This window comes from Shewanella colwelliana, assembly GCF_001735525.1.
In the GTDB taxonomy this organism is placed as follows: domain Bacteria; phylum Pseudomonadota; class Gammaproteobacteria; order Enterobacterales; family Shewanellaceae; genus Shewanella; species Shewanella colwelliana.
The window spans coordinates 1-17223 of the sequence record NZ_MCBT01000027.1 but is presented as its reverse complement, the minus strand read 5'-3'; the positions used below and the strand labels follow the sequence as shown (position 1 = coordinate 17223).

Below are 17223 nucleotides of genomic sequence, written 5' to 3'. Positions count from 1 at the left end.
CTTTGGAAGGGCTTAGCGATTTGGGGCTAAATTAGCCTTGCCAAGTCAGGTTGAAGTCATATCTAAAGCCGATAGTTACCGCTTGGTCATCGTTGCCGTTCTCCAAGCTTTTATCTAGATACTCAAGGTGCACACGCACATTGCTGAGCGGATTCCACTCTAGCGTGGTGTTAAAGCCATCGTAGTCTGCAGAGTCATTACCTTTGATGCCGTCTTTAAACTGAAAATACCCTAGTTTGATTTTGTACTCATCGTTGAGTGGATAGGCCAAAGCCGTATCTAAGGTACTGCCACTGCGGTCGGCATTGGTGAGTGATTGGTCGAAGTTATATTGCTTGTCTTGGTAGCTAACAGCGACATAGAGGCCGTTGCTAAAGGTGTAGGCCGCTACACCGCCCAATGTTTGGTTATCGCCACCGACGTTGCCATCAATTAGGGTATCTTGGGTGACATAGCCTAAACCTAAATGCAGGGCGCCGGTGTCGTAGCCCAAACCTAGGTTAATCATATCGGCATTACTGTCGCCTTTGTTACCATCAACTTGCGCACCTGCCATAAAGGTTAAGCCATTGCTGACCAATTGGTAGGTGACAAAGTTATCGACAAAAAATGGGCTTTCGTGATCATAGGCATATGGGCTATTGCCGTGGTTAAAGATATCCACGTACTCGGCCACTAAGGTGTATTGTGCTGGCCGCTGTTTACCTATACCGACTTGGCCATAAGGTGAAGCAATCGCTGCATAAGCTTGACGGGCTTTGCCAAAGTTACCTGAATTGGCAATATCGACACTCCATTCACCTTGCGCAATGGCCTGCCAGCCATCGGCAAATTCTGTGCTGGCTTTAATGCCGATACGAGACAGTGCATCCCTAACGTCCCAGGTTTGTTCATCACCTTCATCAAGGTAGCTTAAGGCTGGGCGAATTGAGCCGTATAGGCTGACTTGGCTGTTTTTAAACTGTGACGGTGCCGTGTTTTGCTCTAATTGTGCAATGCGTTGATTGAGCGCTTCCACTTGTGTTGACAACGCATCGGCCTCGGCCGCATAGGCCTGTGAGGCGCATAATCCCATGGCAATAATCAAGGCAGTTTTACGTGAAATATGACGTGTTTTCATTGGTGTAGACCTTACTTTTACGATTTTTGGCATGCCAATAGCCCCCAATCTCTATTTAAAAGAGTCGGCAAATGGCTTTCACATACGCGTAATTTAAGATGAAGAGGCTGAGCGCCAGCGCACTCAGCCTAGGTTTGGTTTTACACTTTTCCTGCTTTTTTCAGGTCGTTAAACCAAAGGTTATGATGTTGTTTGGCCCAGTTTTCATCGCAATAGCCAGAGGTCATGTTAGACATGCCGCCCTCTGACATCACTGTTGCCATAAAGATATGTACCACAGAGAATGCACTGATGATGATGGTTGAGCCTATGTGCAATAGCAGCATCAAGTTGGCGGTATTTTTAGTGACCTCAAATGTAGCGGGGAACATCATGGTTAGCCCTGAGACAACCATTACACCGCCAAATATGGCAAACACCCAGAACCACAGCTTTTCGCCCGCATTGGCAAAGCCTGCATCAGGGTGCTGTTTTTTGCCCATGTTGATATAACCACCCAAGACTGCAAACCATTTAAGATCATAGCTTGCTGGGAACTGCTTAGGTGCCCACATAATGATCATCAGCAGATAACCTAGGATAAATGGCCACGCCATAAGCTCATGCAAGCCACTCGATAATCCCGCCAAGGCCGACCAAGCGCCTGCGTTCATACCTGGCTCAAAGTAGAGACGACCGCCGCCTAAGACCAAACCGGTTAACATAAGCAAAATGCAGGGGATGGCTCCTAGCCAGTGCACACTGACACTTAAGCCTGACCAACGTTTAATTAACTTGCCTGAAAACCCATTATCCAGCTTTGACACGCCGTTAATCATCACAAAAGCGATGAAGACAATAGTCACACCAAATAGGCTCGCAAAGAGTAAAAACGCGATGCTATCGGTGGCGCCCAAATAAGCCAGAATTGACTCATCGGCCTGCTCAGGTACTGATGCGGGCATCAGCAGTTCGGGTTGTGTTGGCATGCCACGGATCTCAGGAATGTCACCGGCAATCGCATGTTCTTCAATTGTTTGCCACTGCTGCGGCTGCAGCGTAGCGACCTCGTCAGCCAATGCATAACTGGATGCAAATAGGCTGAGTACAATAAGGCTGAACCATCTTATTGCTTTACTCATTAATAACTCCTTGCGACACATAGTGGCCGCGTATGGGGTCTAACCACGGTTGACAATGACACCATGGTTAGACGACTCATCGGTATACCCGTTAATGCTTAACGGTTTGATGTTGTTCATTGATAAAGTGCAGTAACTCTTTGGCGAACTCGCGCCAGAATGCTTGAGTGGCATGTTGGATAATTCCCTCGCAAAATGGGGTTATCCAACGACCTAGGTGCATCTCAAGAAACTCATTGGCAAGCTCGTGCAGGGCAGCCACATACTCATGTTTATCGAGTGCATGTTGCTCTGACGCCATGGCGTGTAGGCAGTAAAGGAATTCAAGTTCATTACCAATGAAATCGGCAGGCTCATTAAAACTGTCATCGATAATGAGACCAATTTGCTGGTAAAACTGTGCAACCTTTACCGTCTCTTCGGTAAAAATTTGATGATTACCACTGAGATACACTGACTCGTAAGGGGCGACTAGTAACTTATATGGCCCGATACACATGCGGTTAAAGTCGAACTCTAATTCCGATGAGTCACTGCTAAACTTCATCGCCTCACTCAGTAATGGGCTTTCTGGCCGCGCTTGCTGCAGATAGGCAATTAACCCTGCCAGAGCGTTGAGATCAGAAGGGGCAAACATCATTGATTTAAAGGCATGATAAGCCGTTGCCGTAGGGCCATATTGGGTTGTCATTATGCGCGTTCCTTAATGATCACTAAGTTAGGCTTGGTGATGCAGTCGCCATACCCAATGCCCTCTTTGCTGGCCGATGGACGTTTAAGCACCTCTTGCAGGTCGCCCACATCAAGACACTCCACAGGGCAGCCACTAACACACGCTGGTTTCATACCGCGATCGAGCAGCTCGACACACATGTTGCACTTGTCGGCTTTGCCATCGTCTTCACGAATACTGACGGCAGCATAGGGACAGGCACTGGCACAAAGGCCGCATCCGGTGCACTTTTCACGATCCAGTACCACAATGCCGTCATCACGAACATGATAGGCTTTTGCAGGGCAAACCATTAGGCAAGCAGGGTTTTCACAGTGCATGCACGCATGAGACAGCCACACATCGATAGCGCCGTCATCGCGCTTAACTTCATAGCGGTCAACTTTGCGAAAACGGTGGTTTTCGGGCAATTCATTATGGATCTGGCAGGCGACAGTACACGCACCACAGCCGACACAGTTCTCTTGTCTGAATACAAAGCCCACTTTCTTATTTAATGACATCAGTTACTCCTTAGGCTTTGGCGATGGCGACACGAGTAGAGTGGTATGCAGAGCAGCCGCCCATATCGGTTAAGGTGTCGGTGGTCAGGTTATTGGTACAACTCGCTTTACCTTGTGGGTCCATGCGGCGCCAGTTATTTTTAGGGGCCATGACTGTGCCACGTACCACTTGAGTCGAAACCTGGGCAATAAAGAAAGCTTCGCCTCGTTGGTTATTAAGCCTAACTCTATCGTTATTCTTAATCCCTAACTCTGCAGCATCTTCGCTGTTAATCTTGGCGAAGTAAGCTGGGAAATTACGGATATATTTAACGTTATAGAAAGAGCTATTGGCACGTTGCGGAATGGCAGGTGACAATAAACGGAAAGGCAGTGTTTTTTCCGCTGGGATCATCTCATCTTCAGGGAGACCGAAATCGATAACCGGGTGGAAGCCCGCCTCTTTCATCATCTCTGAGTAGAACTCAATCTTGCCGCTATCTGTCTTATATTTGCCGTCGCCAAAATAGGGGCGTTGGTCATATACGGTGACAAATTTATCGCGAATGATCTGCTCGTAAGTGATGTTGTTTTGTCTAAATGCAGGCTCTTCGGTGTCAAGGAAGTCACGTAGGATCTGCTCGTAATCGACGCGCATCTCAGGGAATCGGTCGAGACCCATATGGGCACCTAACTCTTTAAAGAAGATCCAGTTATCTTTAGATTCACCTAAGGGATCAATAACTTTTTCAGAGGTTTGCATGTGGTAGCAGTTGTAGTCGGTACCCATGTCAGGGAACTCAAACTGAGTCGTCGAAGGCACGATAATGTCGGCCAATTCAGCGGTATCTGTCATTAAGAAGTCATGGACTACTAAGAACAGATCATCACGCATGGCACCACGGCGGCAGGCGTTTGAGTCGGGAGCAACCGAGACAAAGTTACCATTGTAGTTAATCACGGCTTTAATCGGTTTGATCGGCTTGCCGTAGGCTACTGGGTTTTCAGGATCGAGCGCTTTAGCAATTTCGGTCATGTTCACATGACCCACAGTATCTGGGTTAGGGTGAATATGGTCGGCACGACCTTTACTGTAATTTAAGCTGTCATCGGCTTGGGTGTTGTCGTAAATAAAGCCATTACCAATTTTTCCATATTGGCCAGCAACAGCGTGCATCATGGCGATGGCCCGTGACATACGTGCGCCATTGTAGTTACGTTGCATACCGTAACCTAAGCGCAATACTGAAAGCTCTGACTCGCCATAGGCTTTGGCAAACTCAAACATCTTAACTGTTGGCACACCTGTGACGCGTTCAATCTCTTCATAGCTCATCTCATTGAGGCGTGTCAGCAGTTGCTGATAGCCTAAAGTGTTCGCCTTGATGAAATTGAGATCGGCTAAGTCGTGCTCAATCAGATACTTCATGATGCCCGAGGCCAAATGGGTATCTGTACTAGGTCGAGGCTGCAGCCAGATGTCCGCTTGCGAAGCGATAGGTGTGCGAATGGGGTTAACCACTAACAGTTTGGCACCTTTGTCGCGCGCTTGGTTAATGAACTTAATGCCATGCACGTTGGTAGCGGTTTCATTTTGCCCCCAAGAGATGTAGCAGTTAGTGTAAATGTTGTCGTAGGGATCGGGTCCTTGGTAAGTACCCGTGACCGACTTCAGCCCCTCATAGGCGGCGAACACACACACTTTTCGGTCAAGTTTACGTGCACCTACGGCATTAAAGAAACGGCTTGGTCCGCCGTATTTACCGATAACCCCTTCATGGCCAGAGTAGCTATAAGGCAGAATTGAATCGGCACCATGGTCTTTGATGATCTGTTGTAATCGGCTCGCAATCTTGGCATACGCTTCATCCCAAGAGATACGGCGCCATTTGCCTTCGCCTTTTTTACCCGCGCGCTCCATAGGGTGGAGAATACGGTCAGCCGCATAGGTATATTGCACATAGGCGTGGCCTTTGACGCAAGGAGAGGTGCCCATCTTCTTCATCTCTGAAGCACCCTCGACATAGGTCATACGGCCATTTTGCACGGTGAACTTGAGCAGACAGCGGTCAGCGCAGTTACGTTGGCAGGTGTGGTACTTAATCTCTCCTTGGCGTTTCAACAATTTGTCGGGCGCGCCACCTCGTTCGTCAGCAGAGGCGATGCCAGGCATTAAACCTGACAGCGAGCCGACGACGGAGCTGGCTCCGACACCTTGCAAGAAGGTGCGTCTGTTCATTTTCATAAGTGTTCCCCATCTTGATGCGCTGTTACACGCTTTTTTACAGACATTGCTCAAATGTGTGAGTCTAAGACTCGTTACATACCGATTTTTTTATCGTTTTTCGATCTTAAAAAGGCGATGAGATTCGGTGACTAAAGGGGTATGCAAGGGTGCCTCTGGTAACCGCTAAATCTCATCGCCAAATCTTTTGTCAGCGCTCAGCAGCGCTGCGCCAAGCTTGCTCTAAACCGCAAATGAGTTTTGATTTGACCCAGTTGAATGCCGCCGATTGATTGACGTTGCCATAGAGTAAGTAGTTGCCTATTTCTCGATTTTCTCGCCGACGAATACGGCAGCGGTCTGCGAGCGCATCGGGCAGTTTTACCCATTGAACTTGTGGCATCATGTCGACGAATTGGCGGGTAAACTCATTGCAGACTAAGGTAATGGCATCTGAACCATGTAGAAGGCGCATCGCACTGGCAACGCTGTCGGTATAGCCGTCGACCTCCATGCACAGCCCCTCTTCTCGGCAAAGGTTGACCAGTAGTGGACAGCTGAGATCATCATAATTGTCCAGCTCTAAACATTGGTACTTGGCTAAGTTTGCCAATGTTAACTCTTGATGAAATAGCGGGTGGCCAGTACGAGCGAGAATGTAGAGGCTATCTGTGGCTGAAAACATTTCGGCATTTAGGTTTTTGCCGTTAAACCCTTCGTAAACGACCACAAAGTCCACATCACCATTGGCCAGATCGGTGGCGCAATCATGTGTGAGTACCCTAACGTCAAATTTCATATTAGGGGCTTCGACAAGGATCTCGTTGCGAATGACCTGAAGCACGGCGTAAACAAACTCATCGTAGGCGTGGATAACATATTGGCCACCCGATTCAGCGGGGGTGAAGACTGAATGCTGCATCTCTAGTTGCTGATAATGCGCGACAAGTGAACGGGCCATAGGTATAAGCTGGTGGGTTTTTTCTGTTGCGACAAACCCTGAGCAGCGACGAATAAATAGTGAATCCTTAAATGTATCTCTAAGGATTTTTAGTGTGCGGCTAACGCCTGAAGGGGTGATACCCAGTTCATTTGCAGCCTGGTGGCTTTGCCCATGTTCATAGACGGCAATAAATACTTTTAATTGATTGTAATTAAGTTGGTCAATTTTATTCATGGTTGTGAACTGCGTAAATATTCTGAGAGCGTATAATCTACATATATCTACACATGTTCAGTGTTAGAAGTCACATTTTTAATATGGTTATTATTTAAAGTATGCTTTAGCTCTCATGTTTTAATATTCGCATTTTGCAAAATTCGGATCTTAATATTTACTTAAATGATATTGAATTGTGACTAACTGGTACGATATAACTAGTTTTAGGATGGTGTTAAGCGTACTGCTATCTTCTTGTTTTTTCTGTAACTACCTGTTTTAGTTTTTGTTTGTGTCGATCCTTTCTTTTTGCTTTTTATTTCAATAATTATTTTTTTATTTTTAATATGAGACATTGCACTTTAATTAAAAATATCTAAATGACTTGCTTAAAAATAATTTCATATAAATTTGTTTTTTTATTTATTCGTGATCTCAATATTGTTTTAAATTTATAAATATATTCTCTGTTGCAAATTAAACCATTAGGTGTGTATTTTAAATAACAAAATAAAATTCCAATATCGTGTTTTCTGTTTTAGGAAAACATAGTTAAGGGCTTAGTTATGTTGGATCGGCGATCAATATTAAAAATGGCTGCTGGTGGTGCGTTACTTTCATTAGTGCCTACTAGTATGTTGCAAGCGAAAACACTGGGAAAACGATATGCCATGGTGTTTGACGTCAGGCGGTGTACCGGGTGCTTATCTTGTACCGTCTCTTGTTCTGTTGAAAATCAAACGGATAGCGGCAGATGCAGAACACGAGTCAATCAAGCCAGTGTCGACAGCGGACTGGGTATCGCCACCTTATCTGTGCCTAATCAATGCAACCATTGCGACAACCCTGTGTGCACTAAGGTGTGTCCGGTTGGGGCGACCTATAAACGAAAAGAAGATGGCATAGTGGTGATTGACCATGACGAGTGTATACATTGCCAGCTTTGTGTTGATGCATGCCCGTACGGTGCGCGTCGAAAAGATGAAACCTTAGACAGCCCGCCAGAGAAATGTAATTTCTGTATTCATCGTGTGACCCAAGGTTTACTGCCAGCCTGTGTCGAGACCTGTATTGGTAAGGCGCGTACCTTTGGTGATCTCAACGACCCTGAAAGTGAGATTTCACGGTTAGTCCGAGACAACAAGGTCTACGCCATGCTTGCTGATGCTGAAACCTTACCCAACATTTTCTATATAGGTTTGCCCATATCAGTGGATGACCAAGCCATTTTAAATCTCAATTACCTTGATTGGCAGCGCTAGGAGTTAATGATGGACAGACGTAAATTTTTAACCCAAGCCGGCCTCGTTTCTGCGGCCACATTGACCGGGACGGCATGTACCCGCTCGCCTGCAGATGAAGCAAAGCCTGACTTGGGGGTCAGTCGTTTTGGTCACCCTGTTGCTACGGAAGGGGGATTAGATGAACAAGGGGTGTGGCAGAAAACCCCTGGCATTCGTACCGCCTATTCACGCTGTTTTAGCTGCTATAACATCTGTGGCCTTCGCGCTCGTATCGATGAAAAAACCGACAAGGTACTAAAAGTTGGTGGCAATCCCTACTGCGAAAACAATTCGGGCTCACCCCTGCCTCTAAGCATGGGGGTAAAACAAAGCTTTATGGCACTGGCTGGCGAGGCGGGTTTGCAAAACCGGGCTACCACCTGTGCTAAAGGAGCTAGCTGTGTCGATTCTGTCGATGATGAGCGCCGCGTGACACAGGTGCTCAAGCGCGCAAGTAAACGGGGCGAAGGGCAGTGGGTGACCATTAGCTATGAGCAAGCACTGGCAGAGATCATTAACGGTGGCGACCTATTTGGTGAAGGCCATGTTGATGGGCTGCGAGCATTGCGTCAGTTAGATCAGTTGGTAAAACCGGGCCATCCTGAGTTTGGCAGTAAGGCAAATCAATTGTTTGCCACCTTCTGCGCCGAAGATACCCTACGCGGTAGTTTCTATGCGCGCTTTATGCAGCAGGCGTGGGGCACAGTTAACCTTGGCACCAAGCATGCATATTGTGGTGCCGCTCAGGCCACGGGCTACAGTTTGGGGATGGCTGCTGGGTTTGAAGAGTGGCTCAATGATGTCGATTGGGAAAATGTGGAATACGGCCTGTTCATGGGTACCAGTCCTGGGTCATCTGGCGTGAGTTTAAACCGCGTTGGCCGAGGATTAGCTGACAGCCGTGTTGAGCGAAAATTTAAATATGTCTGTGTTGATCCACTGCTGCGAACTACGGTGGCGGCAGACACCAATGCCACTTGGTTAGCGGTAAAACCTGGGCAAGATGCTGCTTTCTCGTTTGGGGTCATTCGCACCATGCTCGAGGAGCAATGGTTTAATCGCGCTCACCTTGAAAACCCAAGTGTCGTGGCCGCTAAAGCGGCGGGTGAACTCAATTACACCAATGCTGGCCATTTAGTGATAATGGATGAGAAACATCCTCGCTATCGACAGTTTGCTCAGGCAAAAGATTTTGCGTTGGGAGGCGATGAAGCGCTTATTGTTAAATCAGGCAGCAAAGCGTTAATGTCGGCAGAGTCAGGTGATAAAGCTGAGCTGTTTGTCAGCCAGCGAGTGCGTGACCGCCATGGCAATCGCGTGAAGTTAGTCTCTTCTTTGTACTTACTGCGAGCAGAAGCCCAGCGCAACAGCATGGAAAGCTATGCTAGCCAAAGTGGTATTAGCGTGGCGGATATGCGTCAGGTAGCTAAAGACTTAGCCCACTACGGCCGTAAGGCTTGCGTTGCGGGTAATGGTGGTACTAACTCATCAGATGGTTTTGTGATGGGTTGGATTTGGGCCGTACTCAATACATTGGTTGGTTCTCACGATGCCAAAGGCGGTGCCATCTATGGCAATGGTCCTATTGGCGGCATGGAGGGTAATTACGACTTAGCCAATGTTGAGGGCGGTGTGTCGTTAGACGGTATTGTTAACGCGTGTCGCGATGGTGCCTATGAGGCATCGACAGAGTATCGCCGCAAAGTGGAACAAGGTAAAAATCCCTATCCAGCGAGCACGCCATGGCATGAACTGCTTCCAGCCATGAATGCGGCAGAGCAGTGGACCAGTCATGCCAATGCCGACCCTTATCGCGCCAAGGTGTTATTTAACTGGCGTAACAACTTTTTGTATAGTGCGGCCTCAATTAGTCAAGAGGTGGTGGCAAGTATTGCAGACCCTAAACGGTTACCTTTGATTGTGGGGATTGATTGCCACATGAATGAGACAAACCGATATGCCGACTATCTGATCCCAGACCGTTCAATGCTAGAGGAGTATGCGGCCGATCGTATGTGGGGGTCTCATAAACAAGGGGTAGTTGCCGCGTCGCCACTGGTGACGCCAAGAACAGAAAAGAATGAAGCGGGGCTGCATATCTGTATGGAGCAGTTGCTCATTGATTTGGCATTACAACTCAACCTACCAGGTTTTGGTAAAGGGGCACTGAGTCGCAACGACGGGAATAAGGCAGATTTACTCACCTTTGAAGATTGGCATGCCAGATACCTTGCCAATGTGGCGTCCCAGTGTGAGCACCTACCAAAGGTGACCGACGAAGATAGACTGTGGGCGGGACTCGATTATGCAATGAAGCCATTGCAACCACGCTTAACCGCAACCGAAGCGAGCCAAGTTGAGGCCTTACTGTCTCGTGGGGGATATTATGTTGATGATGCCCGTTACGACGGCGAATTTGTTAAAGGCGCCGAGCCTAAATGTCTGCAGCTTTATCATCAAGAGGTGGCGCAATTACGCCATGCATACTCGGGTGAAAACTATCCTGGTACGCCAACGCTGCAAGCGCATAAGTTCTGGAACGGTGATACGTGGGAAAGCCATTGGCCTAAGTCTGAGTACCCACTACTGTTCTCTAGTTACAAGGCGACGGTGCGCTCTAACTATGCGGTAGCCTATAAGCGAATAGCAGAAATCAGTCCCACTAACTTTGTTTATATGCATAGCGATACAGCGAAAGAGCAAGGCTTGGTGGATGGCACATCGGTGCGTATTGTGACGGCCAATGGCAAGCCATGTGTCGGTACCCTACAAACCGATACAGGGGTGGCTAAAGGCGCGGTGTGTGTATCGCATGGTTTTGGTCATACCGCAGGCTTTGGAGGCGACGATCGCTTGATTAATGGCAAGATGCTAGCGGCCCTATCTGAACGCGCAGGTGGTGTAGCAATTAACCAGATGATCCCTGCAGACCCTACTCGCCATGGACCCGCGAGTATGCTCAATGACTATTGGACAGGGGCAAATTGTCGCCACGGCATACCTGTGAGGGTAGAAAAGGCTTAACGGCTGACTGATTCATTTTTCTCAACCATGATCTTTTTAACATAGTGATCCTGTAAAACTTTCCCTCGTTGCTTCGGCTTCGGGGGCTTTTTTTATTCAGTTTTAATTTATCTGCTTGTGGTACTGTTTTTGATTACCTTAATGGAGAGCAAAATAAAATGAAAAAACAGTTACCTCTGTTGGTTGTACTATCGACCATGTGTGCGATGCCAGTGATGGCGACCAACACTGAGCAAAATGCATTTTTTGACAAGATTGCAGCGCATTGCGGCAAGGCCTATGAAGGGGTTGTGACCGCTGGTAATAGCGCCGATTCAGCGTTTAGCGGCAAGAAGTTAGTCATGCATGTGCGCGAGTGCAGTGACAAAGAGTTAAAAGTGCCATTTCATGTGGGAGATGATCATTCGCGTACCTGGGTGATCACTAAAACCGATTCAGGGCTTAGATTAAAGCATGATCATCGTCATCAAGATGGCACTGAAGACAAGGTGACTATGTATGGTGGTGACACCATAGATAATGGCACAGCCCAGTTACAATCCTTTCCGGTTGACCAATTTTCTATTGATAACTTCAACCAAAATGGCCTTAGCCAGTCGATCACCAATGTGTGGCATATAGGGGTTTCTGACACCAGCTATCTGTATCGACTCACCCGAGAAAATCGCGACTTTAAAGTAGAGTTTGATTTGACTAAACCTGTGGCGTTGCCACCGACGCCATGGGGACACAAATAGCTTTGCAATGAAGGCTGGGCATTTTCTTTATGCCTGGCCGAATTGATACTGAGGTGGGATTAAAGGTCACACCTTTACTGGTATTAATCGCCTGTCCGGCGGGTGCAGTGCATTGAAGCACCAATGTCGTGATCACTGGGTTATTGACTCTCTTCGATTTAACTTCATTTGGGACTAATAACGCATTAAAAGCTAACGTGCTTTTGCCCCAAAGTGGGTTGGCCTTGGAACGAAGGTTTGGCATTTTTTCATTTAGCTTAAGTAGCGTTTGGCTGAATTTTCACTTATTGATTGGCTTTGAAAACGCACCTTGATGACTGTTAATTGCCTGCCGCAGGCTTTATGTGCAAGCGCTCTTTTGGCACGCCACGAGCACTTCCATGTGGGCTCTGCGAAATCATCCATGATTTCGAAGGCCAAAACCGCGCTTACACTAGGTTATTAACTCTCTTCGATTTAACTTCATTTGGTGTGAGGGGCGAGTAAAAAGCTAACGTGCTTTTGCCCCAAAATGAGTTAACACGTTGTCGGTGGATCAGTACCTAACGGACATTCTGGCTTGGCAATTTTCATCGCTACACCAGCGAGATGTAATTCACTACTCCCCAACCAAAAACTGGATAACTATACAGTCATATTCAAATCATCAGGATTTTGAACGATTTTCATCCTGAATTTGTGCGCGTTTTCTCATTTTTATTAAAATAAATAGCATTAGAATTAATCACTTATACTATTTGTTAAGTAGATAATAGGTTTGGAAAACGCGCATGCGCGTTTTTCCAGATGGTATATTTAGCAAAATGCTGATAAGTTCATTGTATACAGATAGTTAACTGTGCGCGTTTTCACTGGTCCAACGAGGTAAATGCGCATGCGCACTAATAAAATGTTAGATTTCTTTCATCAAATCCACCATCGGTAAACTTTGCAATGTTGAATTTCAGAATTACAAAATACGATCCTAAAAATAGAAATTCCGATGGTCATTACAAAGTTGATGAATGGACGTGTCCATCAGAAGTCGGAAAATCATTTAACGGTGTTGAGTTTAAAGCATCGGAATACTTTGAAGTTGAAGAAAAATATATAAATGCTGTTATAGAATGCCTCCAGTCCAAACACATTAAGCACCTTCGAGTAGTAGACCTTGAGTCTAGGTTTGTACAAGATAACCTTTCGGATAAGGATAATCAGTGGTTAGTTAGCGAAGAGTTTAAGGTTATTGATCTCTTTGAAGACAAGAAACTCGAAATAGATGATCTTAAAATTGTAATCAAGATGATTTTACGAGGTTTTCTGTGGTGCAGATTAGAGATTAATGAACAATTTAGTCTTAGGTTTGGTTGGGACTACTACATGTATATTTGTTGTATTAATTTAAATGAGAGCACGATTAAAAAATTAGTGAAACGGGATTGTTTGTTGAGCTACTTGAACCACTTTACGATATGAAACGTTGTGACTTTTATATCCAAACTTGTCGTACCGACGAAGATGGAGATAGCTTAGTTGAAGAAGAAACACTCCTTAAAACTATGACTCGGGAAAAAATAAAGCAAGGTTTAGGTCTTTCTGATGAACATACTGGAAATCATAGTTTTGACATAACTCCTCAAAATTATGCAATTTTTAAAAATGACTTTGAGTTTAACTTTACGGAATATGAGTATTGTCTATATTGCGATAAGATTTACATATAGGTTAAAACGAAATCTAACAAGGGTTTTCAAGTCGGACTCGTAACAGTTTGCTCGGTTCCGCTTCGCTTCACATTTTAGCAAACAATTACAAGCCGCTTAAAACGGCGTTAGAGTGCAAGAGAGGGATAGTGCTAGATTTTCAAATTAAACACAGGGAAGGTAGTGAAGATAACGGAATAGTTGTGCATGAAAGCTATTCTTCTGACTTCATGATAGATGGAAAATCGCTTTTAGCTGAGCTAGTAAGTAAAGCTGGTGGTCACGGTGATTTCCTCGGTTGTTTTGCAAGAGATTGGGATAACCTAAATAAGCACAGTCTAAAACAGCTTTTACTGCAAGAGCCTCCTGAAACTGAATCAGGCAGAAGTCTAATTTATGTTTGTCCAGAGTGCGCTGATATAGGTTGTGGAGCATACGGGTGTAAAATCACCAAGGTTGACGACGAGTATATATGGAATGATTTTGCATACGAAAATGGGTACGAAGATCCTGATCCGATCAAAGAAATAGGCCCATTCAAGTTTAGCGCCACAGAATATGAAAGCGTGGTTAAGCGTGCTTTTTCACTCTAACAAGGCAATCTACCGGACTCCCACTGCGTTGCTCCGTTTGTGGTTTAACGCTACGCTACCACAAACAAATCAACTCCGTTCCCGCCGGTAATTGCGGCGTTAAAAGTCTAAGGAAAGTATGAGCACACCTCCAAATTTGACAGAAGAACAGAAAAATCAATTAAGAGTTCTCGAACCAAAATTGAGGCTTGCCTCTGTTCGTAGAGACTTTGAAGAGTGCAAGAATGTAACTGCGCAGATTCAAGGACTTCTTCGTCCTACTGGCCATGAAACAAGGTTAATGCAATCAAAGAATTGGTTGTATGAAACCGCTATGGAAGTAGGCAAAATTGACTATGCAATCCGTGGATTTATTGGCGTACGTCAAAAAGCTTCTACCAGTACCAGATTATATCTAGAAGCAACTTCATTATTGGCAATATGCCACTTAAGGAAGAGTGATTTAGAGAAGGCAAGACCATTTATGGTTGAAGCGTTGAAATGTGAGAAAAACATTAAGTCAGAATCTCGAAGATCGGACTTTAAAATTAGCTTAGCAAAAAGATTTGATGAAGAAGCCTTACTCTCATCAATAGCAACTAATGTTTGTGAAGACCTGAATGTAGATAAGATACAAGAAGATGCAGCCAAATTGATTCAAACAAAGCATGAAGACGAGATTCTAGAGTTACTTGGCTCTAATGTTCCAGAAGGCGCATTGGATTTTATAGAACGGGTAAATGCTGAGTCGAAGAACTTACTAACCTACGAAGAAAAGCTAATGCTTCCTTCACCTGCAACATTTAAACAAAAGAAAAAATTGGGTAAAGGTGTTTTGGCGGCTTTTCAAACTGTAATTTGGCAATCGTTATGTGATAAAAATAGTGATGTTTACAAGATCTGGTTCACTAATGGACTTCAAGCAGTTTTAGACAAAAAGTATCTAACTACAGCAATCGTGGGTGCACTATCAGGGCTTAAAATAGGAATCTATGCCATTGCTGTTTATTTAACATCATTGCTAATTAAGATGGGAATTGAAACATTTTGTAATGTATATCAACCCAATAATTTGATGGCCTTGCGAAAATGACTTTTAACAAGCAGCAGCAACGGACTCGTCAAACTGTCACTTGTTTTGCAAAAGGCCGCAAAACAAGCGCCATTTTAACTCACCGCTGTGCTGGGCGTTAGCCTTATAGGGAAATTTCGTGATATCAAAAAGTTTTAGTCTTATTTTCATGGTTTTTTTTATAAACGCTGCCCAAGCAGATGAAATTCCAATACCTGAGTTTTCGGGAAAAACAATCAAGTACACAGATTCAAACGGTGGTGAGTTGATTCTTGGAGAAAGAACACAAAAAGAATTAAAATTTTGGTTTCGAACTATGGGTGGAAATTATCACCAATGTCATATGACGGGTGTTGCTACGTCTAGAGATAATGAAACCTATAGATATTCTCTCGTTGAGTCGGGGAATGAAAAAAACGTATTCTGCTCTCTTTCTTTAATTGTTATTGATAAATCAGTGGTGCTTATCGACGAAAGCAATCACTGTAAAGTAATTAGCTGTGGTCAAAGGGCAGCTATTAACGGCGCGGTATTTCACCGTGCCAAATAAGGCTAACAAATAAGGATAGGCCGCGCGTAGCCGCGTCCTTATCCCGAGTGTTGAACAAGCCCAGGGTTGTAGGTAAAACATATTAAAACATAGACACCCATCATTAATTGCGCAGAAGCAAACCTCTAACTATGCTTTGATTTAGCATTGAACAAGGAGGTTTTTATGCCACGCCCTCGCAGCACTCAAATTAGTTTGGAAGACACTCCCTATTATCATTGTTGTAGCCGTGTTGTTCGCCGCGCTTTCTTATGTGGTGACGATAAATACACAGGTAACAACTATGACCACAGACGAGGGTGGGTTGAATCATTAATTCTTGAACTTACCGAAGTCTTTGCTATTGATGTGGCGGCTTATGCGGTGATGTCTAATCATCTGCATGTGGTGTTGCATATTGATATTGAAACGGTAAACCGCTGGAGTGACCGCGATGTCATCGAGCAATGGCATAAGTTGTTTAAAGGCGATGAATTAACCCATAAGTTTGCCAATGGTCAGCTGATTGACCCCCATGAAGTTGCAAGGTTAAAGCACACAATAGCCATTTACCGCAGTCGCTTATGTGATATTTCCTGGTTTATGCGTTGCCTTAACGAACCCATCGCTAGACAAGCCAATCAAGAAGATAACTGCACAGGTCGATTTTGGGAGGGCAGGTTTAAATCTCAGGCGCTTTTAGATGAAGTCGCAGTATTAGCCTGTATGGCGTATGTAGAGTTAAACCCTGTTAGAGCCAAGAAGGCCAGTACCCCAGAGCATAGTGACTACACCAGTATCCAACAACGGATAAAAGCGGTAATCAAAGGTGAGCAGCCTAAGCCTCTGTTGGCGTTTATTGGTAATGAGCGAGCACAACAACCAAAAGGCATAGCGTTCAGCTTTAAAGATTACCTTGAGTTGGTGGATGAAACTGGACGGGTTATCCGAGAAGATAAACGAGGTACTATCTCAAAAAGTGCAGAGAATATCTTGCAACGAATTAATGTTCCAGCAGAAACCTGGCTCAAATTAACGACTGATTTTGGCAAACTCTTCCGAGGTCCTGTCGGCTCAATACAAGAGCTTGATGACTATTACACCCACTTAGAAAAACGACGAAGGCACTTTGCAAACAGTTGCCTACACCTTCAGTTCAGCTAGCCTTTAGCCGCTTCCCACTTTTGTACTAGGCCTGTTATTCAGGTCAATTTGTGATGCCTTAAACTCCGTCTTTCTGTCATCTTTTCATCTGTTTAAGCCTATTTGATGCTTCTTTATCTGCCATCTCGATGAGTTTTATCATTTATGATACCTATCAGGGGATAGCATAGGAGTAATCTGCAAATAATGGTGCTATGTTATTGATTAACTATGGGTGGCTTATTTCTTTTTCTTTTGCATTAGGCCTGTCATTCAGGTCAATTGGTGATGCCTTAAACTCTGCCTTTTTGTCTTTTTTCTATCAAATCCAACCTATCTGAC

14 protein-coding genes are annotated in these 17223 nt (G+C 45.1%); 8 read left to right on the top strand and 6 right to left on the bottom strand.

The window, feature by feature from the left end; translation table 11 throughout:
• Positions 1-31: 31 nt before the first annotated feature.
• The 6 genes from BEL05_RS09835 to BEL05_RS09810 form a co-directional block, all read right to left on the bottom strand.
• A complete protein-coding gene (locus tag BEL05_RS09835; RefSeq protein ID WP_028764605.1) occupies positions 32-1120 on the bottom strand; it encodes a porin in 1089 nt (362 codons plus the stop codon).
• 140 nt (positions 1121-1260) lie between these two features.
• Positions 1261-2241 (bottom strand): formate dehydrogenase subunit gamma, encoded by a 981-nt coding sequence (locus BEL05_RS09830; RefSeq protein ID WP_069671066.1) that lies wholly within the window; start codon positions 2239-2241, stop codon positions 1261-1263.
• Between the two features lie 91 nt (positions 2242-2332).
• Complete coding sequence (locus BEL05_RS09825; RefSeq protein ID WP_051413156.1) at positions 2333-2932, bottom strand: TorD/DmsD family molecular chaperone; 600 nt, start codon at positions 2930-2932, stop codon at positions 2333-2335.
• On the bottom strand, positions 2932-3477 hold the full coding sequence (locus tag BEL05_RS09820; protein ID WP_028764602.1) for a 4Fe-4S dicluster domain-containing protein: 546 nt from the start codon (positions 3475-3477) through the stop codon (positions 2932-2934). The genes BEL05_RS09825 and BEL05_RS09820 overlap by 1 nt, the downstream gene beginning before the upstream one ends.
• Before the next feature lie 10 nt (positions 3478-3487).
• Positions 3488-5701: a molybdopterin-dependent oxidoreductase gene (locus BEL05_RS09815; RefSeq protein ID WP_069671065.1), complete on the bottom strand. Its 2214-nt coding sequence runs from the start codon at positions 5699-5701 to the stop codon at positions 3488-3490.
• A 190-nt stretch (positions 5702-5891) separates the two neighbouring features.
• On the bottom strand, positions 5892-6857 hold the full coding sequence (locus BEL05_RS09810; protein ID WP_069671064.1) for a LysR family transcriptional regulator: 966 nt from the start codon (positions 6855-6857) through the stop codon (positions 5892-5894).
• A gap of 548 nt (positions 6858-7405) precedes the next feature.
• Between BEL05_RS09810 and BEL05_RS09805 the strand changes: the two genes are divergently transcribed.
• The 8 genes from BEL05_RS09805 to BEL05_RS09765 all read left to right on the top strand — a co-directional run bounded on the left by BEL05_RS09805 (position 7406) and on the right by BEL05_RS09765 (position 16902).
• Positions 7406-8101 carry a 4Fe-4S dicluster domain-containing protein gene (locus BEL05_RS09805; RefSeq protein WP_069671063.1) on the top strand — a complete coding sequence of 232 codons (696 nt, stop codon included), beginning with the start codon at positions 7406-7408 and terminating at the stop codon, positions 8099-8101.
• A 9-nt stretch (positions 8102-8110) separates the two neighbouring features.
• Complete coding sequence (locus tag BEL05_RS09800) at positions 8111-11146, top strand: molybdopterin dinucleotide binding domain-containing protein (RefSeq protein WP_069671062.1); 3036 nt, start codon at positions 8111-8113, stop codon at positions 11144-11146.
• Between the two features lie 197 nt (positions 11147-11343).
• Positions 11344-11883, top strand: a complete 540-nt coding sequence (locus tag BEL05_RS09795; protein WP_427719508.1) for a hypothetical protein — start codon at positions 11344-11346, stop codon at positions 11881-11883.
• Between the two features lie 1418 nt (positions 11884-13301).
• Positions 13302-13586 (top strand): hypothetical protein, encoded by a 285-nt coding sequence (locus BEL05_RS09785; protein ID WP_139151863.1) that lies wholly within the window; start codon positions 13302-13304, stop codon positions 13584-13586.
• A 128-nt stretch (positions 13587-13714) separates the two neighbouring features.
• Complete coding sequence (locus BEL05_RS09780) at positions 13715-14158, top strand: hypothetical protein (RefSeq protein WP_217629862.1); 444 nt, start codon at positions 13715-13717, stop codon at positions 14156-14158.
• 118 nt (positions 14159-14276) lie between these two features.
• A complete protein-coding gene (locus BEL05_RS09775) occupies positions 14277-15230 on the top strand; it encodes a hypothetical protein (protein ID WP_069671058.1) in 954 nt (317 codons plus the stop codon).
• A gap of 118 nt (positions 15231-15348) precedes the next feature.
• Entirely contained in the window at positions 15349-15759 is a 411-nt protein-coding gene (locus tag BEL05_RS09770; protein ID WP_069671057.1) for a hypothetical protein, read from the top strand.
• Between the two features lie 165 nt (positions 15760-15924).
• On the top strand, positions 15925-16902 hold the full coding sequence (locus BEL05_RS09765; RefSeq protein ID WP_069671056.1) for a transposase: 978 nt from the start codon (positions 15925-15927) through the stop codon (positions 16900-16902).
• Positions 16903-17223: the final 321 nt, after the last annotated feature.

Excerpts from the sequence above, each read along its gene's own strand:
- BEL05_RS09835 (WP_028764605.1), bottom strand. The coding sequence starts at position 1,120 with ATGAAAACACGTCATATTTCACGTAAAACTGCCTTGATTATTGCCATG.
- BEL05_RS09830 (WP_069671066.1), bottom strand. The coding sequence starts at position 2,241 with ATGAGTAAAGCAATAAGATGGTTCAGCCTTATTGTACTCAGCCTATTT.
- BEL05_RS09825 (WP_051413156.1), bottom strand. The coding sequence starts at position 2,932 with ATGACAACCCAATATGGCCCTACGGCAACGGCTTATCATGCCTTTAAA.
- BEL05_RS09820 (WP_028764602.1), bottom strand. The coding sequence starts at position 3,477 with ATGTCATTAAATAAGAAAGTGGGCTTTGTATTCAGACAAGAGAACTGT.
- BEL05_RS09815 (WP_069671065.1), bottom strand. The coding sequence starts at position 5,701 with ATGAAAATGAACAGACGCACCTTCTTGCAAGGTGTCGGAGCCAGCTCC.
- BEL05_RS09810 (WP_069671064.1), bottom strand. The coding sequence starts at position 6,857 with ATGAATAAAATTGACCAACTTAATTACAATCAATTAAAAGTATTTATT.
- BEL05_RS09805 (WP_069671063.1), top strand. The coding sequence starts at position 7,406 with ATGTTGGATCGGCGATCAATATTAAAAATGGCTGCTGGTGGTGCGTTA.
- BEL05_RS09800 (WP_069671062.1), top strand. The coding sequence starts at position 8,111 with ATGGACAGACGTAAATTTTTAACCCAAGCCGGCCTCGTTTCTGCGGCC.
- BEL05_RS09795 (WP_427719508.1), top strand. The coding sequence starts at position 11,344 with ATGTGTGCGATGCCAGTGATGGCGACCAACACTGAGCAAAATGCATTT.
- BEL05_RS09775 (WP_069671058.1), top strand. The coding sequence starts at position 14,277 with ATGAGCACACCTCCAAATTTGACAGAAGAACAGAAAAATCAATTAAGA.
- BEL05_RS09765 (WP_069671056.1), top strand. The coding sequence starts at position 15,925 with ATGCCACGCCCTCGCAGCACTCAAATTAGTTTGGAAGACACTCCCTAT.